Origin of the sequence: Mumia sp. Pv4-285 (genome assembly GCF_041320275.1) — a bacterium.
GTDB classification, from domain to species: Bacteria; Actinomycetota; Actinomycetes; order Propionibacteriales; family Nocardioidaceae; genus Mumia; species Mumia qirimensis.
On sequence record NZ_CP162023.1, the window covers coordinates 2318032 to 2331542 of the forward strand.

At 69.7% G+C, this 13511-nt stretch carries 18 protein-coding genes; 8 read left to right on the forward strand and 10 right to left on the reverse strand.

The window, feature by feature from the left end:
- Nucleotides 1-112 precede the first annotated feature (112 nt).
- The 4 genes from AB3M34_RS11225 to AB3M34_RS11240 form a co-directional block, all read right to left on the reverse strand.
- Nucleotides 113-718 carry a glyoxalase gene (locus AB3M34_RS11225; protein WP_370619904.1) on the reverse strand — a complete coding sequence of 202 codons (606 nt, stop codon included), beginning with the start codon at nucleotides 716-718 and terminating at the stop codon, nucleotides 113-115.
- Between the two features lie 80 nt (nucleotides 719-798).
- A complete protein-coding gene (locus AB3M34_RS11230) occupies nucleotides 799-3180 on the reverse strand; it encodes an ATP-binding cassette domain-containing protein (RefSeq protein ID WP_370619905.1) in 2382 nt (793 codons plus the stop codon).
- 65 nt (nucleotides 3181-3245) lie between these two features.
- A complete protein-coding gene (locus tag AB3M34_RS11235) occupies nucleotides 3246-3653 on the reverse strand; it encodes a VOC family protein (RefSeq protein WP_370619906.1) in 408 nt (135 codons plus the stop codon).
- A 5-nt stretch (nucleotides 3654-3658) separates the two neighbouring features.
- Nucleotides 3659-4108: a helix-turn-helix transcriptional regulator gene (locus AB3M34_RS11240; protein WP_370619907.1), complete on the reverse strand. Its 450-nt coding sequence runs from the start codon at nucleotides 4106-4108 to the stop codon at nucleotides 3659-3661.
- A gap of 71 nt (nucleotides 4109-4179) precedes the next feature.
- On the opposite strand from AB3M34_RS11240, the gene AB3M34_RS11245 reads away from it, so the two are divergent.
- The 3 genes from AB3M34_RS11245 to AB3M34_RS11255 all read left to right on the forward strand — a co-directional run bounded on the left by AB3M34_RS11245 (nucleotide 4180) and on the right by AB3M34_RS11255 (nucleotide 6075).
- On the forward strand, nucleotides 4180-4707 hold the full coding sequence (locus AB3M34_RS11245) for a hypothetical protein (protein WP_370619909.1): 528 nt from the start codon (nucleotides 4180-4182) through the stop codon (nucleotides 4705-4707).
- Nucleotides 4708-4739: 32 nt separating this feature from the next.
- The gene (locus AB3M34_RS11250) at nucleotides 4740-5228 is read left to right on the forward strand and encodes a DUF2975 domain-containing protein (RefSeq protein ID WP_370619911.1); all 489 of its coding nucleotides are present in this window, start codon (nucleotides 4740-4742) and stop codon (nucleotides 5226-5228) included.
- Between the two features lie 91 nt (nucleotides 5229-5319).
- Nucleotides 5320-6075 (forward strand): SDR family NAD(P)-dependent oxidoreductase, encoded by a 756-nt coding sequence (locus AB3M34_RS11255; RefSeq protein WP_370619912.1) that lies wholly within the window; start codon nucleotides 5320-5322, stop codon nucleotides 6073-6075.
- On the opposite strand, the gene AB3M34_RS11260 is transcribed toward AB3M34_RS11255, so the two are convergent.
- On the reverse strand, nucleotides 6056-6493 hold the full coding sequence (locus tag AB3M34_RS11260; protein ID WP_370619914.1) for a protein-tyrosine phosphatase family protein: 438 nt from the start codon (nucleotides 6491-6493) through the stop codon (nucleotides 6056-6058). The genes AB3M34_RS11255 and AB3M34_RS11260 overlap by 20 nt on opposite strands.
- A 117-nt stretch (nucleotides 6494-6610) precedes the next feature.
- Between AB3M34_RS11260 and AB3M34_RS11265 the strand changes: the two genes are divergently transcribed.
- On the forward strand, nucleotides 6611-7540 hold the full coding sequence (locus AB3M34_RS11265) for an SMP-30/gluconolactonase/LRE family protein (protein ID WP_370619916.1): 930 nt from the start codon (nucleotides 6611-6613) through the stop codon (nucleotides 7538-7540).
- Here the strand turns inward: AB3M34_RS11265 and AB3M34_RS11270 are convergent.
- Nucleotides 7512-7973 carry a pyridoxamine 5'-phosphate oxidase family protein gene (locus AB3M34_RS11270; protein WP_370613902.1) on the reverse strand — a complete coding sequence of 154 codons (462 nt, stop codon included), beginning with the start codon at nucleotides 7971-7973 and terminating at the stop codon, nucleotides 7512-7514. The genes AB3M34_RS11265 and AB3M34_RS11270 overlap by 29 nt on opposite strands.
- Nucleotides 7974-8078: 105 nt before the next feature.
- Between AB3M34_RS11270 and AB3M34_RS11275 the strand changes: the two genes are divergently transcribed.
- Nucleotides 8079-9014: a sulfite exporter TauE/SafE family protein gene (locus AB3M34_RS11275; protein WP_370613903.1), complete on the forward strand. Its 936-nt coding sequence runs from the start codon at nucleotides 8079-8081 to the stop codon at nucleotides 9012-9014.
- Between the two features lie 10 nt (nucleotides 9015-9024).
- Here the strand turns inward: AB3M34_RS11275 and AB3M34_RS11280 are convergent, their stop codons facing one another.
- Nucleotides 9025-9570 (reverse strand): DUF1990 family protein, encoded by a 546-nt coding sequence (locus tag AB3M34_RS11280; protein WP_370613905.1) that lies wholly within the window; start codon nucleotides 9568-9570, stop codon nucleotides 9025-9027.
- Nucleotides 9570-10136 carry a TetR/AcrR family transcriptional regulator gene (locus AB3M34_RS11285; protein WP_370613906.1) on the reverse strand — a complete coding sequence of 189 codons (567 nt, stop codon included), beginning with the start codon at nucleotides 10134-10136 and terminating at the stop codon, nucleotides 9570-9572. The genes AB3M34_RS11280 and AB3M34_RS11285 overlap by 1 nt, the downstream gene beginning before the upstream one ends.
- Nucleotides 10137-10191: 55 nt before the next feature.
- Here AB3M34_RS11285 and AB3M34_RS11290 point away from each other — a divergent pair, with 55 nt between their 5' ends.
- Both AB3M34_RS11290 and AB3M34_RS11295 read left to right on the forward strand, forming a co-directional pair.
- Nucleotides 10192-11049 (forward strand): alpha/beta fold hydrolase, encoded by an 858-nt coding sequence (locus AB3M34_RS11290; RefSeq protein WP_370613908.1) that lies wholly within the window; start codon nucleotides 10192-10194, stop codon nucleotides 11047-11049.
- A 40-nt stretch (nucleotides 11050-11089) separates the two neighbouring features.
- Entirely contained in the window at nucleotides 11090-11662 is a 573-nt protein-coding gene (locus AB3M34_RS11295; protein ID WP_370613910.1) for a CG0192-related protein, read from the forward strand.
- A 10-nt stretch (nucleotides 11663-11672) separates the two neighbouring features.
- Here AB3M34_RS11295 and AB3M34_RS11300 read toward each other — a convergent pair whose 3' ends face one another.
- Nucleotides 11673-12083 carry a VOC family protein gene (locus AB3M34_RS11300; RefSeq protein WP_370613912.1) on the reverse strand — a complete coding sequence of 137 codons (411 nt, stop codon included), beginning with the start codon at nucleotides 12081-12083 and terminating at the stop codon, nucleotides 11673-11675.
- A gap of 68 nt (nucleotides 12084-12151) precedes the next feature.
- Nucleotides 12152-12955, reverse strand: a complete 804-nt coding sequence (locus tag AB3M34_RS11305; protein ID WP_370613914.1) for a helix-turn-helix domain-containing protein — start codon at nucleotides 12953-12955, stop codon at nucleotides 12152-12154.
- A 129-nt stretch (nucleotides 12956-13084) separates the two neighbouring features.
- On the opposite strand from AB3M34_RS11305, the gene AB3M34_RS11310 reads away from it, so the two are divergent.
- Complete coding sequence (locus AB3M34_RS11310; RefSeq protein ID WP_370613915.1) at nucleotides 13085-13465, forward strand: nuclear transport factor 2 family protein; 381 nt, start codon at nucleotides 13085-13087, stop codon at nucleotides 13463-13465.
- Nucleotides 13466-13511 lie beyond the last annotated feature (46 nt).

Sequence of the window (13511 nt, forward strand, 5' to 3'; positions counted from 1 at the left end):
GTCGATGCTAGCCACGACACGGCCGCCTGCGTGCCTCAGGTCGACTGTCGACTCGTCGAGGAGCGCGAGCCGCGAGCTCTTCGGGCTCGCGCTCCCCCTCCCCCGTGAGTCCCTAGCTCTCCCCGCTGAATCCGTCGAGGTCCGTGAACGAGCCGGCGTCGCTGTTGATCACGAGCCGGTGCGAACCGGTGCCCGCCCCGTCGACGCCGGCGTCCTTGGCCAGCGCCCGCCTGCCGTAGAGCCCGAGCGTGATGGAGTCCGGCCCCGCCTTGAACTCGGCGTACTTGCGGCCGAAGCTCCGCTCGACCTCGAATCCGCGGTCGACGTAGAACTGCTTGGTGGCCTTGACGTCGGCGACACCGAGGAGGAGGACGAGCTGGTCGATCGTGCCGGTGTCGGGGCCGTCCTCCTTCTTGTGGGGCGTGACGACCTTCCAGATCGCGCCGTCCGGCGCCTGCACGACTCCGCCGTACCCCCAGAGCGACTTGGCGGCCGGCTTGATCGAGGTCGCGCCGGCCGCGAGCGCGGCGTCGAGGAACGCTTTCGCCGTCGCGGGCCGGTCGACGATGACCGACATCGAGTAGCCGCGGAAGCCGCTGGTCGGCTCCTCGGACGCCCGGAACCTCAGTGGGCCGTCCAGACCGAAGGCGGCCTTGTAGAAGTGCTCGGCGGCCGCGGTGTCGGCCACCTCCAGAGTGAGGGAATCGATGGATCTCATGGGTCCAACGCTAGGGCTGGGGAGCCCTGCGGTGCTTCTCGATTCCTGACCGGATGGGGGCCGACAGCAGGACGCCGCGGTCAGCCGCCGACGTACTCCGCGAGGTGCTGCCCGGTGAGCGTCGACCGGTCGGCCACGAGGGCGGCCGGCGTGCCCTCGAACACGATCTTGCCGCCGTCGTGGCCGGCTCCGGGCCCGAGGTCGATGATCCAGTCGGCGTGCGCCATCACGGCCTGGTGGTGCTCGATCACGATGACGGACTTCCCCGAGTCGACGAGGCGGTCGAGCAGGCGGAGCAGGTTTTCGACGTCGGCGAGGTGGAGACCGGTCGTCGGCTCGTCCAGGACGTAGACGCCGCCCTTCTCCTTCATGTGCATCGCCAGCTTGACGCGCTGCCGTTCGCCGCCCGAGAGCGTGTTGAGCGGCTGCCCGAGCCGCAGGTAGCCGAGCCCGACGTCTTCGAGGCGCGACAGGACCGATGCCGCCGCCGGCGTCTTGGCCTCGCCCTCGGTGAAGAAGGCGTGCGCCTCGGCGACGGGGAGGTCGAGGACCTCGGCGATGTTCAGGCCGCCCAACGTCAGCTCCAGCACCGCAGCCTGGAACCGCTTGCCACCGCAGTCTTCGCAGGGGGTCGACACCGTCTCCATGAATCCGAGCTCGGTGATGATCACCCCCGCGCCCTTGCACGACGGGCACGCGCCCTCGGAGTTGGCGCTGAACAACGCGGGCTTGACGCCGTTCGCCTTCGCGAATGCCTTCCGGATCGGCTCGAGCAGACCGGTGTACGTCGCGGGGTTGCTGCGCCGCGAACCCTTGATCGCGCCCTGGTCGACCGTCACGACGCCGTCGCGATCCGCGAGGGAGCCGTGGATCAGGGAGCTCTTGCCGGAGCCGGCAACGCCCGTCACCACTGTCAGCACGCCGGCAGGGATGTCGACGTCGACGTCCTGGAGGTTGTGCGTGTTCGCACCGCGGATCTCGAACACGCCGCTGCGCTCGCGCACGGAGTCCTTAACGGAGGCGCGGTACGAGAGGTGCTCGCCCGTGCGGGTGCCACTCGCGCGTAGTCCGTCGACCGTGCCCTCGAACACGACCTCGCCGCCGCTCGTACCGGCGGCGGGCCCCATGTCGACGACGTGGTCGGCGATCACGATCGTCTCGGGCTTGTGCTCGACCACGAGCACGGTGTTGCCCTTGTCGCGCAGCTCGACCAGGAGGTTGTTCATGCGCGCGATGTCGTGCGGGTGCAGTCCGATCGTCGGCTCGTCGAACACGTAGGTGACGTCGGTCAGCGCCGAACCGAGGTGTCGCACCATCTTGGTGCGCTGCGCCTCTCCCCCGCTGAGCGTGCCGGAGGGACGGTCGAGCGAGAGGTAGCCGAGGCCGATCTCGGTCATCGAGTCGCACAGGCGCAGCAGAGCGCCGACCAGTGGGGCAACACTGGGATCGTCGACTCCGCGCAGCCAGTCCGCCAGGTCGCTGATCTGCATCGCGCATGCCTCGCCGATGTCGATCCCCTGGATCTTCGACGACCGCGCAGACTCGTTGAGACGGGTGCCGTCGCACACCGGGCACGTCTTGAAGACCGCTGCCCGTTCGACGAACGCCCGGATGTGCGGCTGCAGCGCGTCGACGTCCTTGCTGAACATCGACTTGCGGATCTTCGGGATCAACCCGTCATAGGTGACGTTGATGCCCTTGGCCTTGACCTTGGTCGTCTGCTTGTAGAGCAGGTCGTGGCGTTCCTTCTCCGTGTAGTCCTTGATCGGCTTGTCCGGATCGACGAATCCCGACTCGGTGTAGGTCGCCACCATCCAGCCGTCGGCCGTGTAGCCCGGGACGAGGATCGCGCCGTCGTGGAGCGACTTGGACTCGTCGATGATGACCGACAGATCGAGGTCGGAGATGGTCCCGCGGCCTTCGCACTCGGAGCACATGCCGCCGAGGTAGACGGCGTCCTTGACGATCTTCTTCTCGCCCTTCGGCCCGGTCATGACCCCGCTCGCCTTGGTGGTGGGGATATTGAAGGAGAAGGCCGTCGGCCCACCGATGTAAGGCTTGCCGAGTCTGCTGAAGAGACTCCGCAGCATCGCGTTGGCGTCCGTGACCGTGCCGAGCGTCGAGCGCGGGTTCGCGCCCATCCGCTCCTGGTCGACCAGGATGGCGGTCGTGAGGCCCTCGAGGACGTCGACCTCCGGGCGAGGAAGGTTGGGCATGAATCCCTGGACGAAGGTGGAGTACGTCTCGTCGATCAGGCGACGGGACTCTGCGGCGATCGTCCCGAACACCAAGGAGCTCTTGCCCGACCCCGACACACCCGTGAAGACCGTGAGCCGTCGCTTCGGGATCTCGATGCTCACGTCTTTGAGGTTGTTCTCGCGCGCCCCCTGGACACGGATCAGGTCGTGGGTGTCGGCAGCGGGCAGATCGGACCTCGTGCTCGCCGGGGTGGCCTTGCTCATCGTCTCTCCATCGTCGCGGTGCTCGGTCGTACGTCTCGGCTCGGAGCGGCTGTGCTCGTGCCGGGTCAGCGCTGGTTGATGCGGAGGAGGTTGCCCGTCGGGTCGCGGAAGGCGCAGTCCCGCACGCCGTACGGCTGGTCGGCCGGCTCTGCCACGACCTCGGCGCCGCTGTCCACCAGGGTGGCGAAGAGGCTGTCGAGGTCGTCTGTCGCCAGGGTCACCGCGCCGTACGAGCCCTTCGCGATCAGCTCGAGGATCGTACGCCGCTCGTCGTCGGTGATGCCGGGCTCGGCGGCAGGCGGGTACAGCACGATCGAGGTCTCCGGCTGGTTCGGCGGACCGACCGTGATCCACCGCATGCCTTCGTAGCCGACGTCGTTGCGGACCTCGAACCCGAGCGAGTCGCGATAGAAGCCGAGCGCCGCCTCGGGGTCGGTCTGCGGCAGGAACGCGTAGTGAATGCTGATGTCCATGCGCATCACGCTAGTGGCACGTCGGGGACCCGTGCTTCTCGATTCCTGACCGGACGGGTCACCTGCTTCGCCATGCAGGACGGTATCTCCGGGGCTTCCGGCCGGCTCCGCTCGCGGTAGACGCTCGGCGGCACCCCGACCAGCTCGGTGAACCGCGTGCTGAAGGTGCCGAGCGACGAGCACCCGACCTCGAAGCACACCTCGGTGACGCTGAGGTCGCCGCGCCGCAGCATCGCCATCGCGCGCTCGATGCGCCGCGTCATGAGGTACGAGTAGGGGGACTCGCCGTAGGCCTGCTTGAACTGCCGGCTGAGGTGGCCCGCCGACATGTTCGCGCCGCGAGCGAGCGCCTCGACGTCGAGCGGCCGGGCGTACTCGCGGTCGATCCGGTCCTTGACCCTGCGCAGGCGCGCGAGATCACGCAAGCGATGCTCGTCGTCGGCCCGGCTCGTCACGTGACCGATGCTGCCATGTCCGGTGAAGGACTTCCACGTGGGACCGTCCCTGCGCTCGGCATGATGGGCGCATGACGACTCTCGCTCATCTGCGCAAGGCGGCCCTGTCGATGCCGGGCGTCGAGGAGGACTCCCAGGGCGCACTCATCCGCTTCACCGTCGCAGGCAACGGCTTCGCCGACGTCTCGAAGGACCGCGTCGTCCAGCTTCGCCTTCCGAAGGCCGACGTCGACACGGTGCTCGCCGAGCATCCGACAGCCGAGCGGGTTGCCGCCGGCCCTCGCCTCCCCGGCGTACGCGTCCCCCTCGCCGACCTCAACGGCCAGCAGCTGAACCACTGGGTGCGGCGAGGCTGGCTCGCGGCCGCGCCCGAGGACGTGGCCGCGGATGCTCGCGCATCGGCGACCGCGCGCGTCGGCGAGGTGGGAGACCTCCCGAAGGCGATCGGCAGTCCCGCGACGCGGGCGCTCGCCGGGGCGGGGTTGACGTCGTTGGCCGACGTCCGGGCTTACGGCATCCGCCGGCTCGGTGAGCTCCACGGCGTCGGTCCCAAGGCGATCGGCATCCTCGAGCAGGCGATCGGTGCATCGGCGGACTGATCTCTATAGCGTGGGTCGACAGGGAGGTTGCTATGGGTCAGCTCGTGCTTCTCGCGCTGAGGATCGTGCTCGTGCTCGGCATCGCCGGCTCCGTCTTCGTGCAGGCGGTGATGGTGCCGCTGCTGGCGATCGACCTCAAGGAGGCCCCGGCCGCGGTCCGGGCTCCGATCGTCGTCATCGTGCTCCTCGGCATCGTCGCCGCGCAGGTCGTGATGGTGTGCGTGTGGCGCCTCCTCACGATGATGAGACAGGGCACCGTGTTCTCCCACGCGGCCTTCCGCTACGTCGACGTCGTCATCGGTGCGGTCGCGCTGGCATCGCTCCTGGTCTTCGCGCTCGGCGTGGCCCTGGCTCCCGGAGAGCGCGTCGCCCCGGGCATCGTCCTTCTCATCGGCGGGTTCGGGCTCATGGTCGGGGGCGTGGCGCTCCTCGTGTACGTGCTGCGGATGCTCCTCGCCCAGGCGGTCGCTCGCGACGTCGAGGCGACCCACCTCCGCTCTGAGCTGGACGAGGTCATCTGACGCCGGTCGTCGTGGACGTCGATGCATCCTCGCGGGAGGAGACCATGCACCTCGGCTAGCCTCCTCACACCGACCCCTCCAGGAGGCCCTGATGTCAGAGCTCGACGGCAAGCGCATCTTCATCACCGGATCGGCCAGGGGCATCGGTCGTGCCATCGCCGCCCTCGCGATCGAGCGAGGTGCTCAGGTGGTCATCAGCGACGTGGACGCCGAAGCGGCCGAGACGACCCGTGTCGAGATCGGTGCCGCGGGCACCGCGAGCTGCGACGTCACCGACGAGGCGGCGGTCGAGTCCGCGATCGAGGAGGCGGTCGGCATCCTCGGAGGGCTCGACGTACTCGTCAACAACGCCGGCATCGAGATCTCCAGCCCTCTCGTGACGCAGTCGACGGAGAGCTTCGACAAGATCTTCGCCGTCAACGTCCGCGGACCCTTCGTGGCGACCAAGGCGGCCGTCCCCCACCTCGTCCAGTCCGGCGGCAACATCGTCAACATCTCGTCGGTCGCCGGGCTCGGGGGCAGCCCGCTGCTCGGGTCGTACTGCGCGACCAAGGCGGCGCTGATCCAGATGACGCGCGTCGCGGCGGTCGAGCTGCGCACCTCCGGCGTCCGTGTGAACGCGGTCTGTCCCGGCTTCGCCGACACCGGCATGGTCGACCGTCTCCGGCCCGACTTCGAGGCCGCCACGCAGGTGCCCTTCGGTGATCTCGTCGCCGCGAAGCAGGGGCGTCTGGGCACCCCTGAGGACATCGCCGAGGTGGTGTGCTTCCTCGCGTCGGACCGTGCGTCGTGGGTGACCGGAAGCAGCTACGTGCTCGACGGCGGACTCACCGCGAGCCTGGTCTGACCCTGCGCACGTACCCCTGCTGCATCGGCGTCTCGACGGCCCGGTGGTGGTAGTGCGTCCGCACCCATGCGACGGCGTCGTGCGGCTCGACCCCGTCGAGCACGCACAGCACGGCCAGCGCGGTGCCCGTACGCCCGATCCCGCCACCGCACCTGACCTCGACCCGCTCGTACGTCGCCCGGTCGTACGCCTCCCGGAGGGTGGCCGTCGCTTCGTCCGGTCGACTCGGGACCCAGAAGTCGCGCCACCGGATCCAGCGAACGTCCCACGGCTCCGAAGGCGGGCGTCTGCCGGCGAGGTGCACGGCGAGGGTCGGCTCCTCCCCTGGTCGGCGTGGAGCCCGCGCGCTGCGACCGCGGACGCGTCGGCCTGACGGCAGCTCGACGACCCCGGTCGTCTCGAGGTCCCACGGTGTCACCCCTCCGTTCTACCGTGTCCGTGCCACGGACCTCGATGCCAAGACCTTGGCACGGTCGTACGACCGTGCTTACGGTGGACGGGTCGTCCCCTCCCGACCGACGAGGAGTGACCACCGATGAAGCCACGCAAGCTCGTTGTCGCCATCGCGACGGTGCTGGCCGCCGCTGTGCTGGCGCCCCCGCCCGCCACCGCGCAGGCGTTCCCAGACCGGCTGGAGCTGCCGGACGGATTCCTGCCCGAGGGCATCGCGCTGGGTCCCGGCCCCACCGCCTGGTTCGGGTCCCGCGCCGACGGCGACATCTACGAGGTCGACCTGCGTACGGGCCGTGGCGAGGTGATCAGTCAGGGCCCCGGGACGCCGTCGGTGGGCATGAAGTCCGACCGGCGAGGTCGCCTCTTCGTGGCCGGAGGTCCAGCGGGTGACGGTCGGGTCGTGAGCACGCGTACGGGTGAGGTGCTGGCTTCGTACACGTTCACGACGGCGCCGTCCTTCGTCAACGACGTCGTCCTGACCAAGCGCGCGGCCTGGTTCACCGACTCCTCGCGGCCGCAGCTGTACGCCGTGCCGCTCGGCCGCCACGGCGGCCTCCCGGACCCGTCACAGGTGACGACCCTGCCGCTGTCGGGCGACTGGGTCCAGGGCTCGGGGTTCGGAGCGAACGGCCTGACCGAGACGCCTGACGGGAAGGCGCTGCTCGTCGTCCACTCGACGCTCGGAGAGCTCTACCGTGTCGATCCTCGGACCGGGGTCGCGCGTACGGTCGACCTCGGTGGCGCGTCCCTCGCCAACGGTGACGGGATGCTGCTCGAGGGGCGCACTCTGTACGTCGTGCAGAACCGCCTGAACCAGATCGCCGTCGTGAAGCTCGACCGGCAGGGCCGTGCCGGTCGCCTGGTGGGCGTCATCACCGATCCGGGATTCGACGTGCCGACGACCGTCGCGTCGTTCGGGCGTTGGCTCTACCTGCCGAACGCCCGGTTCACGACGCCCCCGACGCCGGACACCCCGTACTGGGTCACCCGCGTGTCGCGTTGGCGCCACTGAGGTCGATCTCGGGCGAGCCGAACGTGAGCTCGTCGATGACGGCGACCTCCGAGCGGTGGTCGGCGAGCCGGACCCAGCTCAGGCGGACGCGGACGAGGACGATCCCGGGCTCGGTCAACGACGCCTCGTACTGAGGCAGGTCGGCGACGTAGGCCGCTGCGCACCGCTCGCGGTCGCGTCCGTCCGGGATGTCGGCCTCGCCTTCGCACTGCAGCGTCGTGCCGTCGGAGCCGCCGATGACGATCGCCACGCGGGCGTCCTCGCGGAGGTTCGCGATCTTCCGCGAGGCGGCGCGAGCGTCGAAGACGATCTCCCCTCGGCCGGTCGCCGTGAGCTCGACGTACGCCGCCTGCGGCGCACCGTCAGGGCCGACGCTCGTGACGACGCCGTCGCGCCGTGCGCGGACGTACTCGACCAGCTGCTCGCGATCCATCGGGACACGGTATCCGGACCGACTTCGTGAATTTCTTGCACCGTGACCGAAAGCCTGGTTATTGTGTACCGAACCTATTGACTTACGTAATCTGGTGGAGACGCAATGCGAAGCCTGGTACTTCTCTCGATCGTCGGACTCGGCGCCCAGCTCGTGGACGGCAGCCTCGGCATGGCGTACGGCGTCACGTCGACGACGCTCCTCCTCGCCATCGGCACGAACCCGGCGGCCGCCTCGGCGACCGTCCACCTCGCCGAGATCGGGACGACGCTCGTCTCCGGCGCCGCGCACTGGAAGTTCGGCAACGTCGACTGGAAGGTCGTCGCGAAGATCGGCATCCCGGGAGCGATCGGCGCGTTCGCGGGTGCGACGTTCCTCTCCAGCCTCTCCACCGAGGCCGCCGCACCGCTGATGTCGATGATCCTGCTGGCTCTCGGCATCTACATCCTGGTGCGCTTCACCGCTTCCGGCCTGCCCAAGGGCAACCTCGGCAAGCCGCTCCGCAAGAGGTTCCTCGCGCCGCTCGGGCTGGTCGCGGGCTTCGTCGACTCCACCGGCGGCGGCGGGTGGGGGCCGGTCGGCACACCCGCCATCCTCGCGAGCGGCCGCCTCGAGCCTCGCAAGACGATCGGCTCGATCGACACCAGCGAGTTCCTGGTCGCGGTCGCCGCCAGTCTCGGCTTCCTCGTCGGCATCGGCTCGCAGGGCGTGAACTACACCTGGGCGCTCGCGCTCCTGATCGGCGGGATGATCGCTGCGCCGATCGCGGCCTGGCTCGTCCGGCACATCCCACCGCGGGTTCTCGGATCGCTCGTCGGTGGTCTCATCATCATCACGAACGTCCGCACCCTGCTCAAGAGCGACTGGCTCGGTGCCTCCGGAGACGTGCGGTCCCTCGTGTACGTCGCACTCGCCGCGCTCTGGATCGCCGCGGTCGCCTACTCGGTCGGCCAGTACCGCAAGGAGCGCGACGAGGAGCTTCGCGAGGCCGCCGAGACGCCGGCCGACGAGCCCACCGAGGATGCGGCCGCCGCCGTCTGACGGTCCGGCGTCACAGCTCCTGCATCGCTCGGAAGTAGCGGTCGGTCATCCAGCCCTGGACCACGCGCGCCAGCCCGGGGGCCAGCCTGGTGAACCAGCGGCCCTGCCTGGAGAACGCGGCGATCCGCAGGGTCACGCGCCCGTTCGCATCGATCGCCACCTCGAACCGCTCCTCACCGGACTCGGGATGGCCTTCGAGCGTGCCGTAGGCGAAGCCGCGCCGCGAGGGTTCGTCGACCAGGTCGACGACCCGGCACGGCGCGACGAACCGCAACGGGCCGAGCCGCAGACGCTGGACGATCACCGTCCCGAGCTCGACCGGGACGGCGGACGCGACGACCTCGTTGCCGGTCCCCCGATGCATCGCGAGATCCATCAGCCGGCCGGCGGCCGCGTCGAACAGCGTCGCCCCGACGCCGACCACTCGCGTCTCGTCCACCCGGTGGTAGCCCGGCGTCAGCCTGGCGGTGGGGCTGGCGTCGGCCGTCGCGCCGATCTCGGCGTACGAGAGGTCGCGGTCGGCCCAGCAGCTCACGTCGAGCGGTCGCCGTCGCATCACTGCGCTCCGTCGACCGCGTCTGCCACCACCGACCGAAGCCGCTCGGCCACCGCGTCCAGCGGCTCGGTCGAGCGCTGGCTCCGCGCGACCACGACGGCCCCCTCGGCGCCCGCGATGATCGTCCAGGCGAGCGCCCTCGACTCCTCCGCGTCGACGCCGTCTCCCTCGAGCCGGCCGGCGATCAGGCCGTGCCAGCGCGCGAACGCCTGACTGGCCACCGACTCGCCCGACTCCCCCAGCTCCGGCGCCTCGGTCGCGACGGCCAGAACCGGGCAGCTCGCATGGAAGTCCGTCGACTTCAGGAGTCGTCGCCAGCTCTCGACGAACGCGTCGAACGCATCGAGAGCACTCGTGCTTCGGGTGAGCAGCGTCTCGATCCGGCCGGAGGTCCACTCGACCGCCTCCGTGACGAGCTGCTCCTTGCCGCCGGGAAAGTAGTGGTACGTGGACCCGAGCGGCGCTCCGGTGTGCTTGGCGAGCTCGCGGACGCTCGTCGCGCCGACGCCGCGCTGGCCGATCATCGACGCTGCGCCGGCGACCATGGTCGAACGTGCATCACCCATGCGACGGATCCTACCCCTTGACTAGAACGACTGTCATAGAACAGACTCCCTGATTATGACGATCGTTCTAGACGAGCTCGAGATCCCGACGTCGGACGGACGCACGCTCGGTGGGTGCTGGTTCGAACCCGAGGGGCGGCCTCGTGGCGTCGTCGTCCTCGCCCCGGCGATGGCGACCGAGGCGACCTACTACCGCCACCTGGCAGCCTGGCTACGCGATCGAGGCATCGCGGTGCTGCTGTTCGACTACACCGGCTACGGCTGGTCGTCGTCCGGTTCGCTCTCCGACGTCGACGCGGACGCCATGCGCTGGATGCTCGATGCGCGCGACGCCGCGTCGTACGCGCTGGAGCGCGCCGACGGACTGCCGACGACCTGGGTGGGCCACAGCCTCGGTGGTCAGGCTCTCGGGCTCGTCCCGCACGAGCGGTTCTCCGGCGCAGTCCTCGTCTCGTCGGGCACCGGCACGTGGCGCTTCAACGCACCCCGAGTCCGCTGGCAGGCGCCGTTCCTGTGGAAGGCGCTCGCCCCTGCAGCCATCGCCGTGGCCGGTTACTTCCCTGGCAAGCGGATCGGCGTCCTCGGCGACCTTCCTCCCCAGGTGATGCGGCAGTGGGGCCGCTGGTGCATGAACCGCGACTACCTCTGGACGGAGTTCCCCGAGCTGACGACGGCGTACGAGGAGGTCTCCACACCGACCGTGTCGTTGTCGTTCACCGACGACGAGCTGCTCGGTGAGCGCAGCTTCCGCGACCTCGCCGAGCGCCTCCCAAACGCTGTCGTCGAGGTCGTCCGCGTCGATCCGGGCGACCACGGCCTGTCCTCGATCGGTCATCACGGGTTCTTCCGCAAGGAGCGCGCCGACCTGTGGGAGTCGCTGCTGCTCCCCCACCTGGCGACACGTCCGTCCTGAGAGTCGCGTCCGCGACGACCCGCGTGGTGTGATGGCGCCCATGGCGCTCATCCACCGAGCAGAGCTCGTACCGGGCAAGCTTGACATCCTCAGCACCTGGCTGCCTTCGCAGGCCTGGTTCCCTGGCGGTGCTGACGGCGAGCTGGAGCGGGTAGGTGCCTACCGCTTCGACGACCCGGCCGGCGAGGTGGGCATCGAGACCCTCCTTGTCCGCTACCCCGGCGGCCCGGTCCTGCAGGTGCCGTTGACCTACCGTGCGGCACCGCTCGAAGGTGCCGACGATGCGCTGGTCGGCACGATGCACCACTCCGTGCTGGGCGAGAGGTGGGCGTACGACGGCACGGCGGACCCGGTGTACGTGCAGGCCGTCGTCGCTGCGATCGTCAGGGGCGGCCACCAGGCGGACGAGGTCGTCGAAGCCGACGACGGACGGCTGGTCACGCGCGAGCTGACGACGTTCGCGCACGGGTCCGGCGCTGACGTCGACGTCGCACGGACCACGATCGACGTCCGCCGCGTGCTGACGGACGGCATCGATGCCGAGTCCGAGCGGCCGGCCCTGCGCGGGCGGTGGCCCGGTCAGGACGACGACGTCGTCCTCGTCACCGCCTGAACGCGTCCGGTCAGCCCTGCCCGGAGATGTTCACCATCCACGCGACGCCGAACTTGTCGACGAGCATGCCGAAGGAGTCACCCCACGGGGCCTTCTCCAGGGGAACACTGATCTGCGCGCCGTCAGCGAGCCCGTCCCAGTAGCCGCGCAGCTCCGACTCGTCCTCGCCGCTGAGCGACACGGTCCCGTTGGAGGACGGCTCCCCCATCTCGGGCGGCGTGTCCGCACCCATCAGGACGAGCCCGTTCGCCGTCTCGAGCTGAGCGTGCATGACACCGTCGCTGCGATCGGGATCGGACGTCGCGTCGTACTCGCCGAACGTGCTGACCCTCAGGTCACCGCCGAGCACGGACGCGTAGAACTCCATCGCCTGCCGCGCCTCGTTCTTGAATGACAGGTACGGATTGAGTCGGGTTGTCATCGGATCCTCCGTCGTCTCGTGTGTCATCCCACTGTCGCGCCAGTTGCGACGAGATGCGAGGGGACTTGTCACTCGCGTCCGACGTGCCGACGCAGCCACTCCCCCGTGGCCGCGTCGGCAGGGACGAACGTCTCGATCGCCAGCTCGGACACGGTCACGTCGAGCGGTGTGCCGAACGTCGAGATCACCGACAAGAACGACAGCACGGCATCGTCGACGCGAAGCACCATCGGCACGTAGACGCGCGGGCGTGGGTCCTCGTGCCCGATCTTCGCCCGGGCGACAGGGTAGGCGGCGAGCTCGTCGTGCAGCGCGAACATCTCGTCGTCGCCGCGAGCCTCCGCCCCGCGCAGGAGAGCGGACAGCACAGCGGCGCGCCACTCGACGAGATTGTCGAGGTGCGGCGCGAGACCGTCAGGATGCAGCGTGAGGCGCAGCGCGTTGATGGTGCCCTCGAGCAGCTCGGGAGCGACCAGGGAGGTCAGGAGCGCGACGCCCGCGTTCGAGTCGACCACGTTCCACAGACGATCCACTGCGAGCGCCGGGTTGGGCTCGTGAGCGACGAGGACTTCGCGCACCGCCCGGCGTGCGGACGCGAGCTCGTCGTGCTCCAGCGGACGCTCCGGGTACGCCGGCGCGAAGCCGCCACGGAGCAGGAGCCGGTTCTGCTCGCGCAGCGGGATCGACAGCGCATCAGAGAACCGCTGGATCATCTCGCTGCTCGGCCGAGCCCGGCCGGTCTCCACGAAGCTGATGTGCCGGGTCGAGATCCCCGTCTCGCTGGACAGCGCGAGCTGGCTGTAGCGCCGTCTCGTCCGCCACTCCCGCAGCAGGTCGCCCACCGAGGTGTCATCGGTCTGTGTCGTCGTCACGTGCTCACTCTGGCGCATCAGCCGACGTCCAGCCATGACCTCCGAGGTAATCGACACGCTTCCCTCTGCCCAGTCACGGTGGAGCCACGACCGAGCCGCAGGAGCGGCTCCCGACGGAAGGATCGACCGATGACCGAGCTGACCACGACGGCGTACGAGACCCTGCTCGCGGACTACCTGGCGTTCTGGAACGAGCCGGACGCCGCGGTGCGCGCGACCATCGCCGACCGCACGTTCACACCGGACGTCTCGTACGTGGACCCGCAGGCGGAGGTGTCGGGACGCGCGGCCCTGTCGGACCTCGTCGGCGCCGTCCACCAGCAGCTTCCGGGCATGCGGTTCACGCCCGCGGAGCTGGTGGACGGGCACCACGACGTGCTGCGCTTCGGCTGGAACCTGGGCCCGGAGGGCGCCGAGGACCTGATCGTCGGCGCCGACGTCGCCGTCCTCGCCGCCGAGGGCCGGATGAGCCACGTCGTCGGCTTCCTGGACCGCGTGCCGCAGACCTGAGAGTCCCGCAGGCCTTACGCCGCACCCTCTCCCGCCGTAGCCTGGC

Bases quoted from the DNA above. Each gene is read 5' to 3' on its own strand.
- AB3M34_RS11225 (WP_370619904.1), bottom strand. From the start codon at position 718: ATGAGATCCATCGATTCCCTCACTCTGGAGGTGGCCGACACCGCGGCC.
- AB3M34_RS11230 (WP_370619905.1), bottom strand. From the start codon at position 3,180: ATGAGCAAGGCCACCCCGGCGAGCACGAGGTCCGATCTGCCCGCTGCC.
- AB3M34_RS11235 (WP_370619906.1), bottom strand. From the start codon at position 3,653: ATGGACATCAGCATTCACTACGCGTTCCTGCCGCAGACCGACCCCGAG.
- AB3M34_RS11245 (WP_370619909.1), top strand. From the start codon at position 4,180: ATGACGACTCTCGCTCATCTGCGCAAGGCGGCCCTGTCGATGCCGGGC.
- AB3M34_RS11250 (WP_370619911.1), top strand. From the start codon at position 4,740: ATGGGTCAGCTCGTGCTTCTCGCGCTGAGGATCGTGCTCGTGCTCGGC.
- AB3M34_RS11255 (WP_370619912.1), top strand. From the start codon at position 5,320: ATGTCAGAGCTCGACGGCAAGCGCATCTTCATCACCGGATCGGCCAGG.
- AB3M34_RS11265 (WP_370619916.1), top strand. From the start codon at position 6,611: ATGAAGCCACGCAAGCTCGTTGTCGCCATCGCGACGGTGCTGGCCGCC.
- AB3M34_RS11270 (WP_370613902.1), bottom strand. From the start codon at position 7,973: ATGGATCGCGAGCAGCTGGTCGAGTACGTCCGCGCACGGCGCGACGGC.
- AB3M34_RS11275 (WP_370613903.1), top strand. From the start codon at position 8,079: ATGCGAAGCCTGGTACTTCTCTCGATCGTCGGACTCGGCGCCCAGCTC.
- AB3M34_RS11280 (WP_370613905.1), bottom strand. From the start codon at position 9,570: ATGCGACGGCGACCGCTCGACGTGAGCTGCTGGGCCGACCGCGACCTC.
- AB3M34_RS11285 (WP_370613906.1), bottom strand. From the start codon at position 10,136: ATGGGTGATGCACGTTCGACCATGGTCGCCGGCGCAGCGTCGATGATC.
- AB3M34_RS11290 (WP_370613908.1), top strand. From the start codon at position 10,192: ATGACGATCGTTCTAGACGAGCTCGAGATCCCGACGTCGGACGGACGC.
- AB3M34_RS11295 (WP_370613910.1), top strand. From the start codon at position 11,090: ATGGCGCTCATCCACCGAGCAGAGCTCGTACCGGGCAAGCTTGACATC.
- AB3M34_RS11300 (WP_370613912.1), bottom strand. From the start codon at position 12,083: ATGACAACCCGACTCAATCCGTACCTGTCATTCAAGAACGAGGCGCGG.
- AB3M34_RS11310 (WP_370613915.1), top strand. From the start codon at position 13,085: ATGACCGAGCTGACCACGACGGCGTACGAGACCCTGCTCGCGGACTAC.